Annotated in this window: 17 protein-coding genes; 11 read left to right on the forward strand and 6 right to left on the reverse strand. The window is 70.1% G+C overall.

The genetic code is table 11. From position 1 onward, the window contains the following. Positions 1–368 (reverse strand): hypothetical protein (locus ACFU6I_RS27845; protein WP_384371629.1); only part of this gene is annotated, 368 nt, incomplete at its 3' end. A gap of 375 nt (positions 369–743) precedes the next feature. Here ACFU6I_RS27845 and ACFU6I_RS27850 point away from each other — a divergent pair. Further along, positions 744–1,703 carry a helix-turn-helix transcriptional regulator gene (locus ACFU6I_RS27850; protein WP_384371631.1) on the forward strand — a complete coding sequence of 320 codons (960 nt, stop codon included), beginning with the start codon at positions 744–746 and terminating at the stop codon, positions 1,701–1,703. Here the strand turns inward: ACFU6I_RS27850 and ACFU6I_RS27855 are convergent. Next, positions 1,669–2,151, reverse strand: coding sequence for a hypothetical protein (locus ACFU6I_RS27855; RefSeq protein WP_384371633.1), 483 nt, complete (start codon positions 2,149–2,151; stop codon positions 1,669–1,671). The genes ACFU6I_RS27850 and ACFU6I_RS27855 overlap by 35 nt on opposite strands. Before the next feature lie 197 nt (positions 2,152–2,348). Continuing rightward, complete coding sequence (locus ACFU6I_RS27860; protein ID WP_384371635.1) at positions 2,349–2,618, reverse strand: hypothetical protein; 270 nt, start codon at positions 2,616–2,618, stop codon at positions 2,349–2,351. Positions 2,619–2,738: 120 nt separating this feature from the next. On the opposite strand from ACFU6I_RS27860, the gene ACFU6I_RS27865 reads away from it, so the two are divergent. After that, positions 2,739–3,098 carry an arsenate reductase family protein gene (locus tag ACFU6I_RS27865; protein ID WP_030926242.1) on the forward strand — a complete coding sequence of 120 codons (360 nt, stop codon included), beginning with the start codon at positions 2,739–2,741 and terminating at the stop codon, positions 3,096–3,098. 12 nt (positions 3,099–3,110) lie between these two features. Here the strand turns inward: ACFU6I_RS27865 and ACFU6I_RS27870 are convergent, their stop codons facing one another. Next, on the reverse strand, positions 3,111–3,995 hold the full coding sequence (locus ACFU6I_RS27870; RefSeq protein WP_384371637.1) for an alpha/beta fold hydrolase: 885 nt from the start codon (positions 3,993–3,995) through the stop codon (positions 3,111–3,113). A gap of 71 nt (positions 3,996–4,066) precedes the next feature. On the opposite strand from ACFU6I_RS27870, the gene ACFU6I_RS27875 reads away from it, so the two are divergent. Both ACFU6I_RS27875 and ACFU6I_RS27880 read left to right on the forward strand, forming a co-directional pair. Beyond that, positions 4,067–4,516, forward strand: a complete 450-nt coding sequence (locus ACFU6I_RS27875; protein WP_384371639.1) for a MarR family transcriptional regulator — start codon at positions 4,067–4,069, stop codon at positions 4,514–4,516. Positions 4,517–4,908: 392 nt separating this feature from the next. Continuing rightward, positions 4,909–5,559 (forward strand): hypothetical protein, encoded by a 651-nt coding sequence (locus tag ACFU6I_RS27880; protein ID WP_384371641.1) that lies wholly within the window; start codon positions 4,909–4,911, stop codon positions 5,557–5,559. Positions 5,560–5,605: 46 nt separating this feature from the next. On the opposite strand, the gene ACFU6I_RS27885 is transcribed toward ACFU6I_RS27880, so the two are convergent. Beyond that, positions 5,606–6,532: a Gfo/Idh/MocA family protein gene (locus ACFU6I_RS27885; RefSeq protein ID WP_384371643.1), complete on the reverse strand. Its 927-nt coding sequence runs from the start codon at positions 6,530–6,532 to the stop codon at positions 5,606–5,608. A gap of 235 nt (positions 6,533–6,767) precedes the next feature. Here ACFU6I_RS27885 and ACFU6I_RS27890 point away from each other — a divergent pair, with 235 nt between their 5' ends. The 7 genes from ACFU6I_RS27890 to ACFU6I_RS27920 all read left to right on the forward strand — a co-directional run bounded on the left by ACFU6I_RS27890 (position 6,768) and on the right by ACFU6I_RS27920 (position 14,711). Beyond that, on the forward strand, positions 6,768–8,258 hold the full coding sequence (locus ACFU6I_RS27890) for a hypothetical protein (RefSeq protein ID WP_384371645.1): 1,491 nt from the start codon (positions 6,768–6,770) through the stop codon (positions 8,256–8,258). After that, entirely contained in the window at positions 8,255–9,442 is a 1,188-nt protein-coding gene (locus ACFU6I_RS27895; protein ID WP_384371647.1) for a hypothetical protein, read from the forward strand. Before ACFU6I_RS27890 ends, ACFU6I_RS27895 begins: the two co-directional genes overlap by 4 nt. A gap of 109 nt (positions 9,443–9,551) precedes the next feature. Then, a complete protein-coding gene (glnII, locus tag ACFU6I_RS27900; protein ID WP_384371649.1) occupies positions 9,552–10,586 on the forward strand; it encodes a glutamine synthetase in 1,035 nt (344 codons plus the stop codon). Between the two features lie 99 nt (positions 10,587–10,685). Further along, positions 10,686–11,597, forward strand: a complete 912-nt coding sequence (locus ACFU6I_RS27905) for a DUF6891 domain-containing protein (RefSeq protein ID WP_384371650.1) — start codon at positions 10,686–10,688, stop codon at positions 11,595–11,597. A gap of 332 nt (positions 11,598–11,929) precedes the next feature. Then, positions 11,930–12,544: a winged helix-turn-helix domain-containing protein gene (locus ACFU6I_RS27910; protein WP_384371652.1), complete on the forward strand. Its 615-nt coding sequence runs from the start codon at positions 11,930–11,932 to the stop codon at positions 12,542–12,544. 266 nt (positions 12,545–12,810) lie between these two features. Further along, positions 12,811–14,079, forward strand: a complete 1,269-nt coding sequence (locus ACFU6I_RS27915) for a sensor domain-containing protein (RefSeq protein ID WP_384371654.1) — start codon at positions 12,811–12,813, stop codon at positions 14,077–14,079. After that, on the forward strand, positions 14,064–14,711 hold the full coding sequence (locus ACFU6I_RS27920) for a LuxR C-terminal-related transcriptional regulator (protein ID WP_384371656.1): 648 nt from the start codon (positions 14,064–14,066) through the stop codon (positions 14,709–14,711). The genes ACFU6I_RS27915 and ACFU6I_RS27920 overlap by 16 nt, the downstream gene beginning before the upstream one ends. 22 nt (positions 14,712–14,733) lie before the next feature. On the opposite strand, the gene ACFU6I_RS27925 is transcribed toward ACFU6I_RS27920, so the two are convergent. Further along, positions 14,734–16,422, reverse strand: a complete 1,689-nt coding sequence (locus tag ACFU6I_RS27925) for an alpha-L-fucosidase (RefSeq protein WP_384371658.1) — start codon at positions 16,420–16,422, stop codon at positions 14,734–14,736. Between the last annotated feature and the right edge of the window lie 130 nt (positions 16,423–16,552).

A 16,552-nucleotide genomic window follows, 5' to 3' on the forward strand; every position in this document is an offset into this window, starting at 1 on the left:
CCCGTGCCGCCGGTCGCGCCCGTGCCGCCGGTCGCGCCCGTGCCGCCCGTCGCGCCCGTGCCGCCCGTCGCGCCCGTGCCGCCCGTCGCGCCCGTGCCGCCCGTCGCGCCCGTCGGCTGCTGCCCTGGAGGCAGGTTCACGTTCACAAGCAAATTCTGTAGTTGTTGTTGCAGTTGCTGTTGCCGCTGTTGCTGCTGCTGCTGTTGCTGTTGCTGTTGCTGCGGCCGGAACGCAGGACTACACACCGACGTGAACCCGATGGCGTAGCCCGCCCTGAACGCCGTTTGCTGGTTCAGGGGAATCAGCGGCAGATGGCTGGCGACCCTGCTCAGGCACAACGCGCGGCCATCGACTTGGCCGTTCGCCACGCCGAGGTTGAACCCGGGGTCGCCAGGCCCTACCGAGGGTGCTTTCGAGGGGCTCGCAGCGGCGGGCTGGGGTGGGGCGCCGAACGCTTCCCCGGCGAAACCCGTAGGCAACGCCAGCGAGGCGATAAATACTGGTCCGAGCCCGAAAAGGTACCGCTTCCCACGCATGGCTTTCTCCCTTCGACTGCTGGAACGAAAGGCAGGCGTTCGTTGCAGGAACGGTGTCCCTTCTCAGCACCCCGCCGCACGGCCGAACGCCCACTCCCGCAGCAGCATCACACGTGGCCGAGCACGCATCCAGAAACCGACTATCCTAGGAGTGGGGGTCCCAGGTAATCACCATCCGCAAATATCGCCCAGCAGAGAGAACGACGGATGAATTACGACCAACGGCGAGCGGAGCTCGCGGACTTCCTCAGAACACGGCGGCGAGCACTTCAGCCGGAAGAGGTCGGGCTTCCACCACGGGCATCGCGACGAACCCCCGGGCTGCGGCGGGAAGACGTCGCCGACCTCGCAGGAATCAGCGCCTGCTGGTACTCACGCCTTGAACAGGCCCGGAACATCAGAGTGTCCGGCCACGTCCTCGACTCGCTGGCCGAAGCCCTACGCCTCAACACCGAAGAACGTGAATACCTGCTGGCCCTGGCACACGGGGACGCCCCTTCCAGCGCGAGTGTTTCCCCGGACGGTGTGCCTCCAGCCCTCCAGCGCATCCTGGACAGCCAGCAACCGCATCCGGCCATCGCCCTCGGTCCCCGTTTCAACATTCTTGCCTGGAACCAGGCCAGAACCGATGTCTACGGGGATCTGACCAAAATCCCTCCTGAGCATCGTCACATCCTGTGGCTTTTCTTCGGCGGCTACCTGCGGGACCTGATTCAGAACTGGGAGCCGAGCGCTCGCTCCGTCCTGGCAGAGTTCCGCGCAGCCACCGGAGTCTACGTCCAAGAACCATGGTTCACCGCGCTGGTCCGCGAACTGAGCCAGAACAGCGCGGAATTCCGCAAATGGTGGCAGCAGCACGAAATCGAAAGGCACCACGTCACCACCCGGGAGGTGAAGCATCCTTTTGTCGGCCGCATGCTGCTGGAGGAGAGTGCCCTCGTTGTCGATGACCGCTCAGGCCGGCGGATCATTCTCGAGATCCCGCAACCGGGAACCGGCACCGAGAACAAGCTGACGGCACTTTCCTGGCGCTCCCACCGGGTACAGGCTCCGCCGTGCCATGTGCTTCAACGGCCGGCCTCGGGGAACGGCGGAACAACCACTGCCGAACGTGAGGACAGTCGTGGTGCGATCAGTGCCGCAGAGCCGCCCCCACGTCGACCTTGACCTCACCCGACAGCTTGCGGTTGCTGCGGGCGATGGCGTCCTTGGAGGACTTCGGCCCGACGTCGTCGATCGTCACCACCACCATGTCGAGCAGGTTGCCGTTCGCGTCACGGAAGGAGACCTGCACGGCGTAGGACTTCGGCGAGTCGGTGCCGTTCGTCACGGTGATCTTCGAGGTGGCGCGGCCGTCGTGATCGGTGCTCACCGCGCCGAGCTTGACGTCGTGCTTGGCGTTCACGCCGTTCTTGAAGCCTCTTAGTTTCTCGCCCGCGGCAGCCGTCGCCGAAGCCACCACGTCGGAACCCCTGGATGCCGCCGACGCTGCGGCGGAGGCCGCCTCGGACGCCTTGGTGGAGGCGCCGCCGCCGTCCGAACAGGCACCGGCGGTCGACATCACGGCCGTCGTCAGCAGCACGGCCCACAGGCCTCGCGCGGCTTTCCTCGTCATCGTGCCTCCCAGCACTCGCCCGTCGCCCCAGTCAACGGGTTCGCAGACCGCACCGCATGCCCCGTACGCCGGACGGGTGAAGGGCCGGGTGGAAGCGGAGGCCCCACGGCCGTCTGCGGCGGGCTCTGAACCGGGTGGTCGGGTGTGTGCCCATGCGCCTGTGCCCCCGGCCTCCGGGGGCACAGGCTTCCGGTCCTTCAGCGGCCGTAGCGGATCAGGGCGCGGACCATGCGGCAGGTGGTGTCGGACGGCGGGTGGATGCCGATGCGCTCGGCAGTCGTGCGTATCGTGTCGTTGTCAGCGTTCGACGGGTGGTAGACGCCCGTGTCGAGCAGGGCGATCGCCAGGCGCATGGCCTTCAGGCGGCGGTTGTGGGAGACGTACCACTCGCGGGGTCGGCCCGCGGGGAGCGGCTTCTTCTGCAGGGGCTTGTGGAGCGGCTTGGTCGTGACTGCGGCAACGGCCATGGGCATCCTCCTGGCACGGTCGTGGAACCCTCACGAACTACCTCCATTTTACGACCCACCACTGACAATCGCCCCTGGCCAGAGGGGCTTTCGCGAGGTACGTCGAGTACCGTTGGCCCCATGGAGATCTGGATCAATCCCGCATGTTCCAAGTGCCGAAGTGCGGTGCAGTTGCTCGACGCCGAGGGCGCCGAATACACCGTCCGCCGCTATCTGGAGGATGTGCCGTCGCCGGACGAGATCCGGGCCGTACTCGACCGGCTCGGGCTGGAGCCGTGGGACATCACGCGGACGCAGGAAGCGGACGCGAAGGAGCTCGGGCTCAAGGAGTGGCCGCGCGAGGCCGGTTCACGGGAGCGGTGGATCACGGCACTCGCCGAACATCCGAAGCTGATCCAGCGGCCGATCATCACGGCGGAGGACGGGACGGCCGTCGTGGCGCGTACGGAGGAAGCCGTGCGGGACGCTCTGGGGCGTTGAGCCCTGCCGGAATCACTCAGTCAGCAGGAAGCTCTCGATCCTGCGGTTGAGTTCGGCGGCGTCCGGGGCGTGCAGCGGCAGCGTGTGGTGCGTGGCGCCCGGGATCGTCGCCGTCCGAGCGTGCGGGAGCAGCCGGGTCGCGGTGGTGGCGACCCGTGCGGCGTTGTGGGCTCGGCTGTTCTCGGCCGTAAGGATCAGGGTCGGCACGTTCAGCGTGCTCAGGGCCTCGGGAGCGGGGCGCGGGCCGTTGACCGGGCGGGCGGTCGGGAAGTCTGCGGCCGTCTCGCGCAGGTGCAGCCATGCCGGGTCGAGCGTGGCGCCGGCGGTCTCCCAGTTCATGAAGGTGCGCGTGCGCTTCGCGCTGGGGCGGAGCAGCATCGGCAGTGCATGCAGCAGATAACCGGGGCGGAAACCGGCGAAGCACTGGGTCGGGTCCACGAGGATCAGCCTTCGGACGCGGTCGGGTGCGTGCAGGGTGTGGTGGAGTGCGATCCAGGCGCCGTAGGAATGGCCGCAGAGTGCTGTCGATGCGGTGTTCAGGGCGTCCAGCACGGCGTCCAACCAGGCCGTCAGGTCCGGCACCGTACGGATCGGGCGCTCCCCCGCCGCACTGCGGCCCGGATCGCCGATGAGGTCGACGGCGTGGACCCGATGGGTGCGCCCCAGGTGGGCGGCCTGGGCGAACCAGACGGTGGAGGTGGAGCCGCCCCCCGCCAGGAGCACCAGGGGCGGGGCGCCCTCGGGGCCGTAACTGTTGATACGGGTGGTGCCGTACGGGGTGGGGACGTCGGAGTGGGTCGTTCCGACGGGCCACTTGGCCGCCAGGACCTCGTCGTACGCCGAGAGGAACGACTCGGAGACGGCCGTTGCGGTTGATCCGGATGGCGTGGTTGCCATGGAGTGCCTCCCGAGGGTGAGCGCCCTTGGATATTATCTCGTTGAGCGAGATAATAGGGGAAGGAGATCTCATGGGCGAGCAGAGTTCCGAGATGGAGATCGTTCATCTGCTGCGCAAGGTGACCGTCGAATTCGGCCTGCGTCAGGCCGAGTTCGCGAGTCGCAACGACATGCACCCCACCGACGTGCGCGCCCTGATCTGCCTGCTCGACGCCGAGCGGGCGGGCACCGACGCGACCGCCGGGTGGCTCGGTGCGCAGCTCGGACTCAACTCCGCAGGCACCACCGCCGTCATCGACCGGCTGGAAAGGCTCGGCCACCTCACCCGCACCCGCGACCCGCGCGACCGTCGACGGGTGCTGCTGGCGGTGGACCCACGGGCGGTGGAGCTGGGGTGGGAGTTCTTCGGCCGGCTGATCGAAACCACGGTGACAGTGCTGCGCGACTTCGACGAGAGTGAGACAGAAGCCGTGCGGCGTTTCCTGTCCGCCGCGCACCAGGCGGTCACCGCCATTCGCTGACCGGCAGGCGATCGAGGGGGCCCGTTCGCGATCCGGTTCCGTGGCGGCATCGTCACCGGCGCCGCCCGCAACCCCGCCGCCACCGCTGACGTCCCGCTGCGGCTGTTCCGCTCCTCCTACACCCGGAAGGGCAGCGCGGCGATCGACCGGTCCCGGCGCGCCGGGATCCTGGCCAGTGCTGTCGGTGAGCAACTGTGTTGGGAAGCAGTCGACTTGGAACTGCGGGCCGAGGCAGAGGCCCGGACGGAGCTTCGGACCCGGTTGATGTGGACGTGGCAGAAGTCTGCGGTACGACGGCTGAAACGAACGCGCCTGTTACTCGTACGTAGGGACACACGCACCGCATCCGGCCCGAGCGCACCAGGTGTTCCGGCCGGGGACAGGAGCCTTACGTGTCACGCAAGAAGACCCTCAGCCGCAAGAAGAAGCTCGCCCTGCTGATCGGGGCCGCCGCGCTCGCCGGTGGGACGGCGGCCGTACTGACCGGGACCAGCCAGGCGGCGCAGTCGCCGCCGGCGGACCGGGCCTCGTCGGTCGTCTGCACCGGACTCGCCACTGCTCTCGGCAACAACGAGAAGTTCATCGCCGGCCAGCGGACCGACCCGGATGCCCAGTCGGCTGCGCGGATCGCCAACCGGGAAGCCGTGATCGCGCAGATCCGACGCCAGCAGGCCGCCTCGGGGTGCGGTGGGGAGGCATCGGCGGGGGCGGCCGTGGACCCAGCCGCGTCCGCACCGGCGTCGGCGCCCGGGGCCGCGGCCCCGGCGTCCCCCGGCGGAGTGGGCCGGACCACCGGTGACGTCGTCTGTGCCGGGTCCACCGTGACACTGTCCGGCGAGGGTGGCGCCCCCGCCGCGTCCAGCAATCAGTTCCCCGTCGGCACCGAGCTCAGGGTGACCAATCTCGACAACGGCAAGTCCACCACGGTGACGGTCACTTCGCCCTCCGGCAGCTGCGCGTTGCTGAACAACGCCGCCTTCGAGCAGGTCCGCGAGCCGGGCAAGTTCCTGATCCGCCGTGCCCGCATCGAGCGCGTGGGCTGACCCGCCCGGGCGGTGCCCGCACGGTGCGGACGGTCTCTCCCGCCGTTCAGGACCGTGCGGGCACCGGCCCCGCCTTGGCCCCCGCCTCGGCCAGCAGCTCGGTCAGCCGCAGCCCGAACCGTACGTCGCAGGGGTGCGGAACCCCTGTACGTACCGCTTCGAGCAGCGCATCCACCGCCACCTGGAACGACCCCACCGCATCCCCCCACCCAGGCAGCGTGGCGACCCCCGCCTCCCCCCGGAGCTCGATCTCCGTACCCACGGCTCCCGGCGGCGCGGCCAGCGCGAGCGTCACCGTGCTGGATGCGCCGGAGTCATGACGGAGGATCAGATGTGTGGTGTCGGCGGGCCCTCGGGCCGCGGTCAGTTCCGTCACATCGCCGAGCACCGGCAGCAGCACCGACAGCGCATGCGGACCGACGTCCCACAGACCGCCCTTGTCACGGCGCCACGGAGACGCCGCGTACTCGCTGTCCGCACCGGGGGCGTACAGCGCGCCGATCCACTGGGCACGGGCGGTGAACCACCCGTCCCGGGCGGCCTGTTCGGCGATCCAGTCGGACGTCTCCTTCGCGAACCGCAGTGTGCAGAACACGACCGACGCGACCCGCGCCCGGTCGGCGGCCTCGGCGACCTCCCGGGCCCCGGCCACGGTCGTCGCGATCGGCTTGTCCATCAACAGGTGACACCCGGCGGCCGCGGCGCGCGCCGCCAGCGGGGCCTGGACGTCCGGCGGCAGGGCGAACGCGACGGCGTCACTCACGGCGAGAAGTTCGTCGACGCCCGCGTCACCGGAGTACGCCGTGGCGCCATGGGCGACCGCGAGCGCCTCCGCCGCCTCGGGGCGGCGCCCCCACACGCCGCTGAGCACGACGTCGGGATGGGTGGCGAGGGCGGGTGCCTGGGTGTTCCGGGCCCAGGGGCCCGTACCGAGAAGGCCGATACGCAGGGGAGCGGCGGGTGGTGTCGTCATGGAGGCCAGTCTGCCCGGTCCGCTCACGACCTGATCCACTCTCCGTCGTGCACCAGGTCGTTATCAGGTGGCGGTGTGCGACGGCCCGCGGTTACGTTGGCGGAGCCGGCCGCGGGACTCCGGCTGCGACTTCCGGGACGTGCCTCTGAAGCAGTGATTTCGCTGATCGCGCCCCCATTCCCCGGCCGGCTTCCACATATCCGCATGCGGCGGCGGAACGTCACGGGGGAAGAGGATGACCGACACGGACACGTACGCCGACCTCATCGCCGCCGAGGACGTGCTCCTCTTCGTCCATGCGGCGATCACCGCGACCGGACAGCGTGAGTTCCACTCGGAGGCGTACCAGCAGCAGCTCTCACTGGACTTCCTGCACGAGTACGTGAGGGTCAACTACCGCAAGGTGTACGCCGCTTCGCTCGCCCTCGACATCAATGACCACAACGCCGCGCGCATCGTGCAGGGGTTGCTGGAGACCGCCGCCGAGGCGACCGTGGAGGAGCGGCGCACCGAGGGCCGGCTGATCGCGGCCCGGCTGGCCCGGCTTCCTCCGCAGCGCGTCTACCGGCTGTTCCGGGCGCTGCGGAGCGCCGAGGTCAACAACCGGCGCACCCGCGCGATCATGCGCGACTGGCTGGCTTCCCGGCCGGACCTGGCACACGATGCGGTGAAGTACCGCAACGGTCTGAGGACCGCCGCCCGCCATGTCCATCTGCCCCTCGGCGACCCGGACTCCGAGGCGCCGCACGAGCTCGGCGACTTCCTGTTCCGGCCCGGCCGACTGCCGCGCTACCGGCACCGGCTGCTCGACGCCTGGCGTCGCGCCCACTACGAGCAGGGCGCTGTCGACGAACTGCCGTTCACCGTCGCCGAGGGGTTCGCGGCCAAGCACGGCATGAAGCGTGAGGCGTTCCTGGAACGGATGGTGCCACGGATGACGCGGCTGGAGCGGCTGCGCACCCAGGGGCAGCGGAGCACGGACGGCGGGACGGAGCTGCCCGCCGGGGTGGACCTGACCGTGATGCCGCTGACCCGGCTCGCCCTGTACGTCCTGTCCCTGGGCTTCGGGACACGGCACGCCCACCGTCAACACCTGACGCGGGCGCTGCGCACCGCCGCCCGTCGCGCCGCCGGTTCCCATGCCGGGAGCTGGGGCCGGGTCGCCGCAGTGCTGGACGACAGCTATTCGTCGTCCGGGTCCGGGGAGAAGCGGCGTCGTCCGCTGGCCGTGGCACTGGCCTGCCACTTCCTGCTGGAGGCGCTGGCCGCGCCCGGTGCGTACACCCCGTTGTGGACCTCGGGCTCCACCGATCCGCTTCTCGTGCGGCCGTGGGGTCCGACCCCGCTGGGCACCCGGATCCTCGACGCCCTCGAGCACAGGCCCGACCGGCTGGTCATCGTCTCGGACGGCTGGGACAACGCGCCGCCCGGGCTGGCCGGTGAGGTGCTGCGGGTGTGGCGGACCCGGTTGGATCCGGACCGGCACACGACTGTGGTCCACGTGAACCCTGTATACGAAGCGGACGGTTTCGACGTGCGACGGCTCGCGCCGAGCGTGCCGACGGCCGGTATCCGCGACGCCGAGGATCTGCCCGCGCTGGTGGAGATCGCGCGGTTCGCGGAGGGGCGCACGGGAGCGGCGGCCCTGCACGCCTATCTGGACCGGCAGGTCGCACGTTTCGTGGCCGGCCACGGAGCGAGGGGACAAGGGGGCCGAGGAGAGTGAACAGGCTGGAACTGGCCGGGCTCACGGTCCGGCCCGCCCAGGTGTGGGGCGGCATCCGGCTGGTGCCGCTGGTGCGTGAGGAGCCCGTCGCGGGGCTGCGGCTGCATCAGGAGATCTACCGGGGCTTCGGCAGCAGCGTCGTCGACACCGGCCCGCGGACGCACTACACGTCATACATCCCGCACGGTCTCGTCGCCGACTGGTCGGGGCTGCGTACCGAGCCGGACGGCGCCGGTACGGGCCGGCAGAGTGCCGCGTACGGTACCCAGCTCGGCAGCGGTGACCCGGGCGCCGGTGCCCGCCCGCCCGTCACCGCGCCGCTGCCGCGCCACCGGCACCGCCATCACCGCATGGCCAAGCGGCAGCCCGGCAACCGGCTGCGCTTCCTGCCGCTGCACCTCGCACTGGAGGGCTATCTCTCGCTGCACTTCGGCGGCCCGGCCATCGCCTGGGAGGAGTGGTCGCGGCAGGCACTGCGCGACGGCCTCTCGCCGCGCGCCGAGGACGCGTACATGGGGTGGTCGGTGCGCGGTCTCGGCGACGCGCTGCGTGTCTTCGAGATCCATCCCCGCCAGTGCGGGGTGATGGTGTACGCGGCCGATGCGCTCGCCGCCGCCTTCGTGCTGCCGCACCCGGACGACTACCGCCTTCTGCACGCCTCGCTCGTCGAGGATCTGTACGGGGAGCTCATCCATCAGTACGCGCTGTACGGCGGTCCGGTCCCGGAGTTCGGAGCGCGGATCGCCGACGGTGCACGGGTGCGGACGCTCGCCGATCTCCGGGCGGCGGCACGGGCGCAGGAGCGGGAGTGGCGGGAGGCGCACGACGCGCTGTTCGCGCGCGAGCTGCTGGACACGTCGTACGCCTTCGACCGGATCCACCGGATGGGGCCGTTCACGCTGTGGCGGTTCCTGCCGCCGTTCACCCGGAACCGGGGCGGCCGGCACATCGGCGAGACGATCACCGACCACAAGGGGCAGGTCACGTATCTGAAGACGTTCCGGCTCTCCGACGCACAGGTGCGGCGCGGCCATCTGCTGCACACGCTCTCCGACGCCGACTGGCGGCTCGCGCCCGCGGCCGCGGCGCTGGGCAGCACCGAGGAGGAGCTGGTGCGCCGGATCCGGGCCGCCGGTTTCGAGGGGCTCCTCAAGGCCCACGTACAACGCGGGAAACCTCGGTAACACGGGGTTCACATATGGGCAACGGACGGGAAATCGCGTCTTGCGAAGCTGCGCTGCAGAGACCGGACCGCAGACCGCAGCACCGCAGCACCCCCAAAGGATGGCTTCCGTGACGTTCAAGGCTGAGTACATCTGGATCGACGGCACCGAGCCGACCGCCAAGCTTCGTTCGAAGACGAAGATCATGGCAGGCGAGTCCTCGGGAGACGTCGCGGAGCTGCCCATCTGGGGCTTCGACGGATCCAGCACCAACCAGGCCGAGGGTCACGCCTCCGACCGTGTGCTGAAGCCGGTCTTCTCCTGCCCGGACCCCATCCGCGGCGGCAACGACGTCCTCGTCCTGTGCGAGGTCTTCAACATCGACATGACGCCGCACGAGTCCAACACGCGCGCCGCCCTGCGTCCGGTCGCCGAGCAGTTCGCCGCCCAGGAGCCGATCTTCGGCATCGAGCAGGAGTACACCTTCTTCGACGGCCACCGCCCGCTCGGCTTCCCCGTGGGCGGCTTCCCGGCCGCGCAGGGCGGCTACTACTGCGGTGTCGGCTCCGACGAGATCTTCGGCCGCGAGATCGTCGAGAAGCACCTCGACAACTGCCTGCAGGCGGGTCTGGGCATCTCCGGTATCAACGCCGAAGTCATGCCGGGCCAGTGGGAGTTCCAGGTGGGCCCGCTCTCCCCGCTGGAGGTCTCCGACCAGCTGTGGATCGCGCGCTGGCTCCTCTACCGCACCGCCGAGGACTTCGACGTCTCCGCGACCCTGGACCCGAAGCCGGTCAAGGGCGACTGGAACGGCGCGGGTGCGCACACCAACTTCTCCACCAAGGCGATGCGCGAGGGTTACGACGCGATCATCACCGCGTGCGAGTCGCTGGGTGAGGGCTCGAAGCCGATGGACCACGTCAAGAACTACGGCGCGGGCATCGACGACCGCCTCACCGGCCTGCACGAGACCGCCCCGTGGAACGAGTACAGCTACGGCGTCTCCAACCGCGGCGCCTCGGTCCGTATCCCGTGGCAGGTCGAGCAGGACCAGAAGGGCTACATCGAGGACCGCCGCCCGAACGCCAACGTCGACCCGTACGTCGTCACGCGGCTGATCGTCGACACCTGCTGCGCGGCGCTGGAGAAGGCCGACCAGGTCTGACCCGGCACCGACCCGGTCCGAAGGGGCGCCCACCGGAGACGGGGGGCGCCCCTTCGGCGTGCCCGGTCCGCTGTCAGTGGCGTGTGCCAGGGTTGGCCCATGCTCGACATCAAGGCGGAGACCGAGAACCGGCAGACGCACACCCGCATTTCGGCGCAGGCGCTGAGCGATCTGGTGCACCGGATCGGCGGGGAGGGCGACCACTTCCTGGTGGTCCAGCGGGTTCCGGACCGACCGGGCTGCTATGTGCAGACCTGGCACGAACACGGCGGGGACTACCAGTTGGAGTACCGCGACGGTGTTCCCGAGCGGCACTTCCGGGTGGCGGCCGACTCCCCGGAGCGAGTCGCCGAGGTGATGACGCGCTGGGCGCGCCGGGAGCCGGAGTGGGATGCGGGGATCGTCTGGGAGAGCGCGGGCATGCCCGCCGACGAGCCCGTGCCCGCGATACCCGCGGAGATCGAGGAACAGCTGACGGAGCGGGTCCGGCTGGCACTGCACTGCGGCTACGGCACGGTGAAAAGCCTGACCGAACTCGCCGAGGACCACCTCGTCGAGGACGGCGTCCATCCGGTGACGACGGCCCAGGCGCGCCGGCTGGTGGAGCGGCTGTGGCTGGAGCGGGTCGACCAGCAGGAGCAGTGGACCGATGTGACGGACACGGACCGGCTGGAGCAGGCCTTCGCCCGGCTGGACGGGAGCGGCATCACGGCGCGGGAGCACTTCACCTGCTGCCGCTCCTGCGGGCTGAGCGAGATCCATGCGGACGGCGAGAAGGACGCCCGGGGCTTCGTCTTCTTCCATACGCAGATCACGGAGGCAGCGGCCGGCGGGCACGGGCTCTCGCTGTACTACGGCGGGTTCGACGGGTCGGAGGCGACCACCGTCGCCATCGGGCGGGAGGTCGCGGCGGCGCTCGGTGCGGCGGGGCTGACGGTGAAGTGGGACGGATCGCCCGACCAGGCGATCGAGGTGACCGACCTCGACTGGCGCAAGCGGCTCGTCGGCTGAGGCGGTGGAAGGAGCGCCCGGCGGGGTGAGGGCCGGGTGACGACGTGGTGAGGAACGTAACGCAAAGGGTCCGTATCGACGGGTGAGAGAGGCCTGCTGCGCCACCGCGTTGTCTGGTCTAATGGGGGCATGGTCGGCTTCCCGTACACCTCATCAGGTCGCAGTGACCTTGAGCCGTTCTGGCCCTCCCGTCAGCATCATGACTTCGACCGGGTGTGTTGCCGCGCGAGGAACGCGCAGGCCCTCTAACGCCGCTCACCCCGGCCTTCGGTCCGCGCGCACGACGCAAGTCCGTCCCTCGACGACTCCTTCGCGCGAAAGAGCTGACCCTCATGGCGAACACTCGTACCTTCTCCGCCGCCGCTGCCACCGCAGCGTCCACGGCGACCGCTGCGGCCAACCCCTCCGCCGGCTCCGTCCCTCCCAACCGTCACAGGCTGCGCGCCGTCGCCCCCGACGAGGTCGTCCAGCTGGCCGACGTGGCCGACTTCCTGCCGCCGGGCGCCACCTGGCTTCCGGCACCCCAGCACACCGTTCCGGCGCTGCCGGGCCGTCCGCCGATGATCGGCTACCTGGTCCTCGTACCGGCTGACCAGCAGCCCGCCGTCGCAGCCGCGGCCGCCGCGGCGCAGCGCATCGTGCCGGAGCCGCTGGTGACACCGGGGGCGGGGCCGGTGCGCATCGACAGTGTGCAGCGCACCGCGACGGTGGACGGGCGCACGCTCGACCTCACATTCCTCGAGTTCGAACTGCTCGCCCATCTGGTGGCGCATCCGCACCGGGTGCACACCCGAGACCAGTTGGTGACGACCGTCTGGGGCTACGGACACGTGGGTGACGGGCGCACCGTCGACGTCCACGTCGCCCGGCTGCGACGCAAGCTGGGCGCCGAGCACCGGCGGTCGATCCAGACGGTGCGACGCGTCGGCTACAAGTACACCCCCTGACGGACACGCACGCGAGGGGCCCTGCCCGACCGGTACGCACCCGGTCGGGCGGGGCCCCTTTCCGTGCGGGCGCGGTGGCATACGGGCGTCACCGCGCGCACCGACTTCCGGGACCCACTCCCGGAGCCGCAGGGCGAGGTCGCGAGGGTGGTGCTGGGTACACCTCTCCCGGGTGGTGAAACGGCTGACGCCGCGGACGCCCGTCGGGTGAGACTGTCCTCGGACCGGCGCTGCCGCGAAGGCCCGACAAGGGGAGAAGGACCATCATGAACGCGATTCGGAGCCGAGTTCGGCCCGCGCTGCTGGCCGCCGGGCGCGGGCTCGTCCTGTCGATCGTCGGCCCGGCCGGGTCGATCAGCCTCTTCGTGCTGACGGTGCTCTCGATCGCCTTCATTCCACTTGGCCTGGGACTCCTCACCACCCCGCGGGTGCTGGCCGCGGTCCGCAGGCACGCCAATCAGCGCCGACTGCTGGCGGCGACCTGGGCGGACGTCCGCATCCCGGTCCCCTACCGGCCCGTCCCGAAGAATCTGCGCGGCGGGCTCACGGGCCGGGTGGAGCGCACCATGCTGATGCTGAAGGACCCGGCGACGCGGCGGGACATCCAGTGGCTCCTGGTCGACATGACGGCCGGCTCCGTGGTGGCAGTCGTGGCCGCCGGGCTGATGTTCTATCCGGTGGAGGGGGTCGTCCTGGCGGCGGGCCTGTGGCGGGTCTTCACCGACGACACCTACTGGTACGGATTCGTGCCGGTCGACAGCCAGGCGACGGCGCTGGCCGCGGCGGCGCTCGGTGGGGTGCTCTTCCTCATCGGTCTCGGAGCGAGCGAACCGCTGCTCCGGCTGCACTTCGTGATCGCCCGTTCGGTGCTGGCGCCCACCCATGAGCAGGAGTTGGCCCGGCGGATCGACCGGCTCACCGAGACCCGGCACGAGGCCGTGGACACCGCCGCCTCGGAACTGCGCCGTATCGAGCGTGATCTGCACGACGGCGCGCAGGCCCGGCTGGTCGCCATGGGCATGAACCTCGGCACGATCGAGGCACTGATCGAGAAGGACCAGGCGCAGGCCAAGAAGCTTCTCGCAATGGCCCGCGAGTCCTCCGCGGAAGCCCTTGCCGAGCTGCGCGATCTCGTCCGGGGCATCCACCCGCCGGTCCTCGCGGAGCGTGGGCTCGGGGACGCGGTGAGGGCGTTGGCGCTGCGGCTGCCCATCGAGGCGGAGGTCGACGTGGAGCTGCCCGGTCGCGCGGACGCGCCGGTGGAGTCGGCCGCGTACTTCGCGGTCAGCGAGACCCTGACGAACGCCGCCAAGCACTCGGGGGCGGACCGTCTCCGGGTGGACATCCATCACGCCGACTCGATGCTCCGGATTTCCGTCACGGACAACGGCAGAGGCGGCGCGATCATCGGATCGGGCTCGGGGCTGAGCGGAATCGAACGCCGACTCGGTACATTCGACGGCATCATGGCCGTCAGCAGCCCAGCGGGCGGCCCCACCATGGTGACCATGGAGATCCCTTGCGAGTTGTCCTAGCCGAAGACCTCTTCCTGCTGCGCGACGGTCTGGTCCGGATGCTGGAGGCGTACGACTTCGAGATCGCGGCGGCCGTCGAGACAGGTCCCGAACTGAGCCGTGCCCTCGCCGAGTTGGATCCGGATGTCGCCGTGGTCGACGTCCGGCTTCCGCCGTCCCACACGGACGAGGGACTGCAGTGCGCACTCGCGGCCCGCAGGGCCCGGCCGGGACTGCCGGTGCTCGTCCTCTCCCAGCATGTGGAGCAGCTGTACGCCCGTGAACTGCTGGCGGACGGCAACGGGGGCATCGGATACCTGCTCAAGGACCGGGTCTTCGACGCGGACCAGTTCATCGACGCGGTACGCAGGGTCGCGGCGGGCGGCACCGCGATGGACCCGCAGGTGATCTCACAGCTGCTGTCCCGGCGCGCACAGGACAAGCCGATGGGCGGTCTGACCCCGCGCGAGCTGGAGGTCATGGCGCTGATGGCGCAGGGCCGTTCGAACGCGGCGATCGCCTCGCAGATGGTGATCACGGAGCGGGCGGTGGCCAAGCACACCTCGAACATCTTCGGGAAGCTCGGCCTGCCGCCGTCCGACGACGACAACCGCCGCGTTCTGGCCGTTCTGGCCTACCTGGACCGGGGGTGACCCCGCACCCTTGGCCGGCGGCTCATCCGGCCGAACTCAGGTGCAGCGTGGTCGCCCCCAGGTGCGGTGCGGCCCGGGACTCCAGCACCTTGACCCGTACCGCCGTCGCGGTGACGGGCGAGGCGAGCGGCAGGATGCGCCGGTTGCCGATGGTGGTGCCCTCGGCGATCCGCTGCCAGCTGCCGTCGATCCGGGCCTCCACGGCGAACTTCTCGACGCGCTGACCCTGCCGGATGTCCTCACGGACGGCGACCCGGTCGAACGTCTTCGGTCCCGGCCCCTGTGTGCGCCGCACGTCGGTGCCGTAGGTGCTGCGTACGGCCTTGCCGAAGGCGGTCAGTGAAGCGACGTCCGCGTCGGCGATCCTGCCGTCCCGGCCGGGCGGCACGTTCAGCAGGAGCGAGGCGTTGCGGCCGACACTCTTCTCGTACAGGTTCATCAACTGCGTCGCTGTCTTGGGCTGTTGCCCCTGGTGGTAGAACCAGCCGGGCCGGATCGAGACGTCGGCCTCGGCCGGGTACCACTGCAGGTACCTGGTCGTCGGGGCGAGGAGCTTGGTGCGGGAACCGATGTCGGCGTCGGTCGAGTCGTTGGGCAGGCTGCCGAGTCCGGTCCACGGGTCGGTGGCGTGCGGGGTGACGCTCCACTCGGTCTCGCGGGCGATTCCGCTCTCGTTGCCGACCCAGCGCACACCCTGCGGGCCCTGGAAGACGACGGTGTTCGGCGACAGCGCCTTGACCATGTCGAACCACTGCTTGACGTTGTACTTCTGGGTGATGCCGGAGCCGGACCAGGGGTTGGCGCCGTCCAGCCAGAGTTCCTCGATCGGCCCGTACTGGGTGAAGAGCTCGTAGAGCTGGTTGAGGTAGTACGCGTCGTAGTCGTCGGCCATCACCGTGAAGGTGGGCAGCTTGCCGCGCTCGACGGCGGAGGCACGGTCGTCGCCGGGAACGAGGGTGGGGATGGTGCGCTCGGTGACAGCGCTTCCGTTGCCGAACCGGCCCTCGCCGGCGGGTGCGCGGTCCCCGTCCTCCAGAGCCATCCGCTCGGGCAGGCTCAGCGCCTTGCCCTCCGCCTGCTTCTTACGGATCGATTCGACCCACTGGGCATGCCAGGCGTGCGGGAGTTCGGCGCCGTCGGAGGGCGAGAGGTAGAGCCCGACCTTCAGCCCTGCCCTGCGCGCGGCCTTGACGTAGGCGCCGACGACATCGGGGCTGCCGGGGCTGAGTTCCACGGAGTGATCGGTGTAGCGGGAGGGGTACAGGACGAACCCGTCGTGATGCTTGGCAGTGAGCATGACCTGCTCGACTCCGGCCGCCTTGTAGGCGCGCATCCACTGGTCGGCGTCGATGCTCTCCGGGGCGAAGAGCTTCTCGTCCTCGGTGCCGGAGCCCCATTCGCGGTCGGTGAAGGTGTTCATGCCGAAGTGTGTGAAGGCGGTGACCTCCCGCTGCTGCCAGGCGAGCTGGCCCGGGGTGGGGACGATGTTCGCAGCCTTCTCGATGATCCGCTCGGGGGTGTCGCAGGACTCGACGGCCATCTGCGAGGCAGGCTTCACGGGCGCCGCGCATGGGGCGCCCGGAGCGCCCCGGGGCGCGCCCGCCCCGGGGCCGGACTGCTGCACGGCCTGCTGAGCGGTGGCCTGCACGGGTATGAGCGCGGCCGCTGCCGCCAGTGCGAGCGCACTGAGCACACGGGTGCGTCGTGCCATGGTTCCCTCCCTTTCCCGACCTCATTGGTCGGATCTCTCGGGTACCGACGTGCGCATGCTGCCGCACAAAGGGGCCCACGGAAAGAGTGCCTACAACATACGTCCCATCTCTCCCCTGTCGACCTGGCAG

This window comes from Streptomyces sp. NPDC057486, from assembly GCF_042802415.1.
In the GTDB taxonomy this organism is placed as follows: domain Bacteria; phylum Actinomycetota; class Actinomycetes; order Streptomycetales; family Streptomycetaceae; genus Streptomyces; species Streptomyces yanii.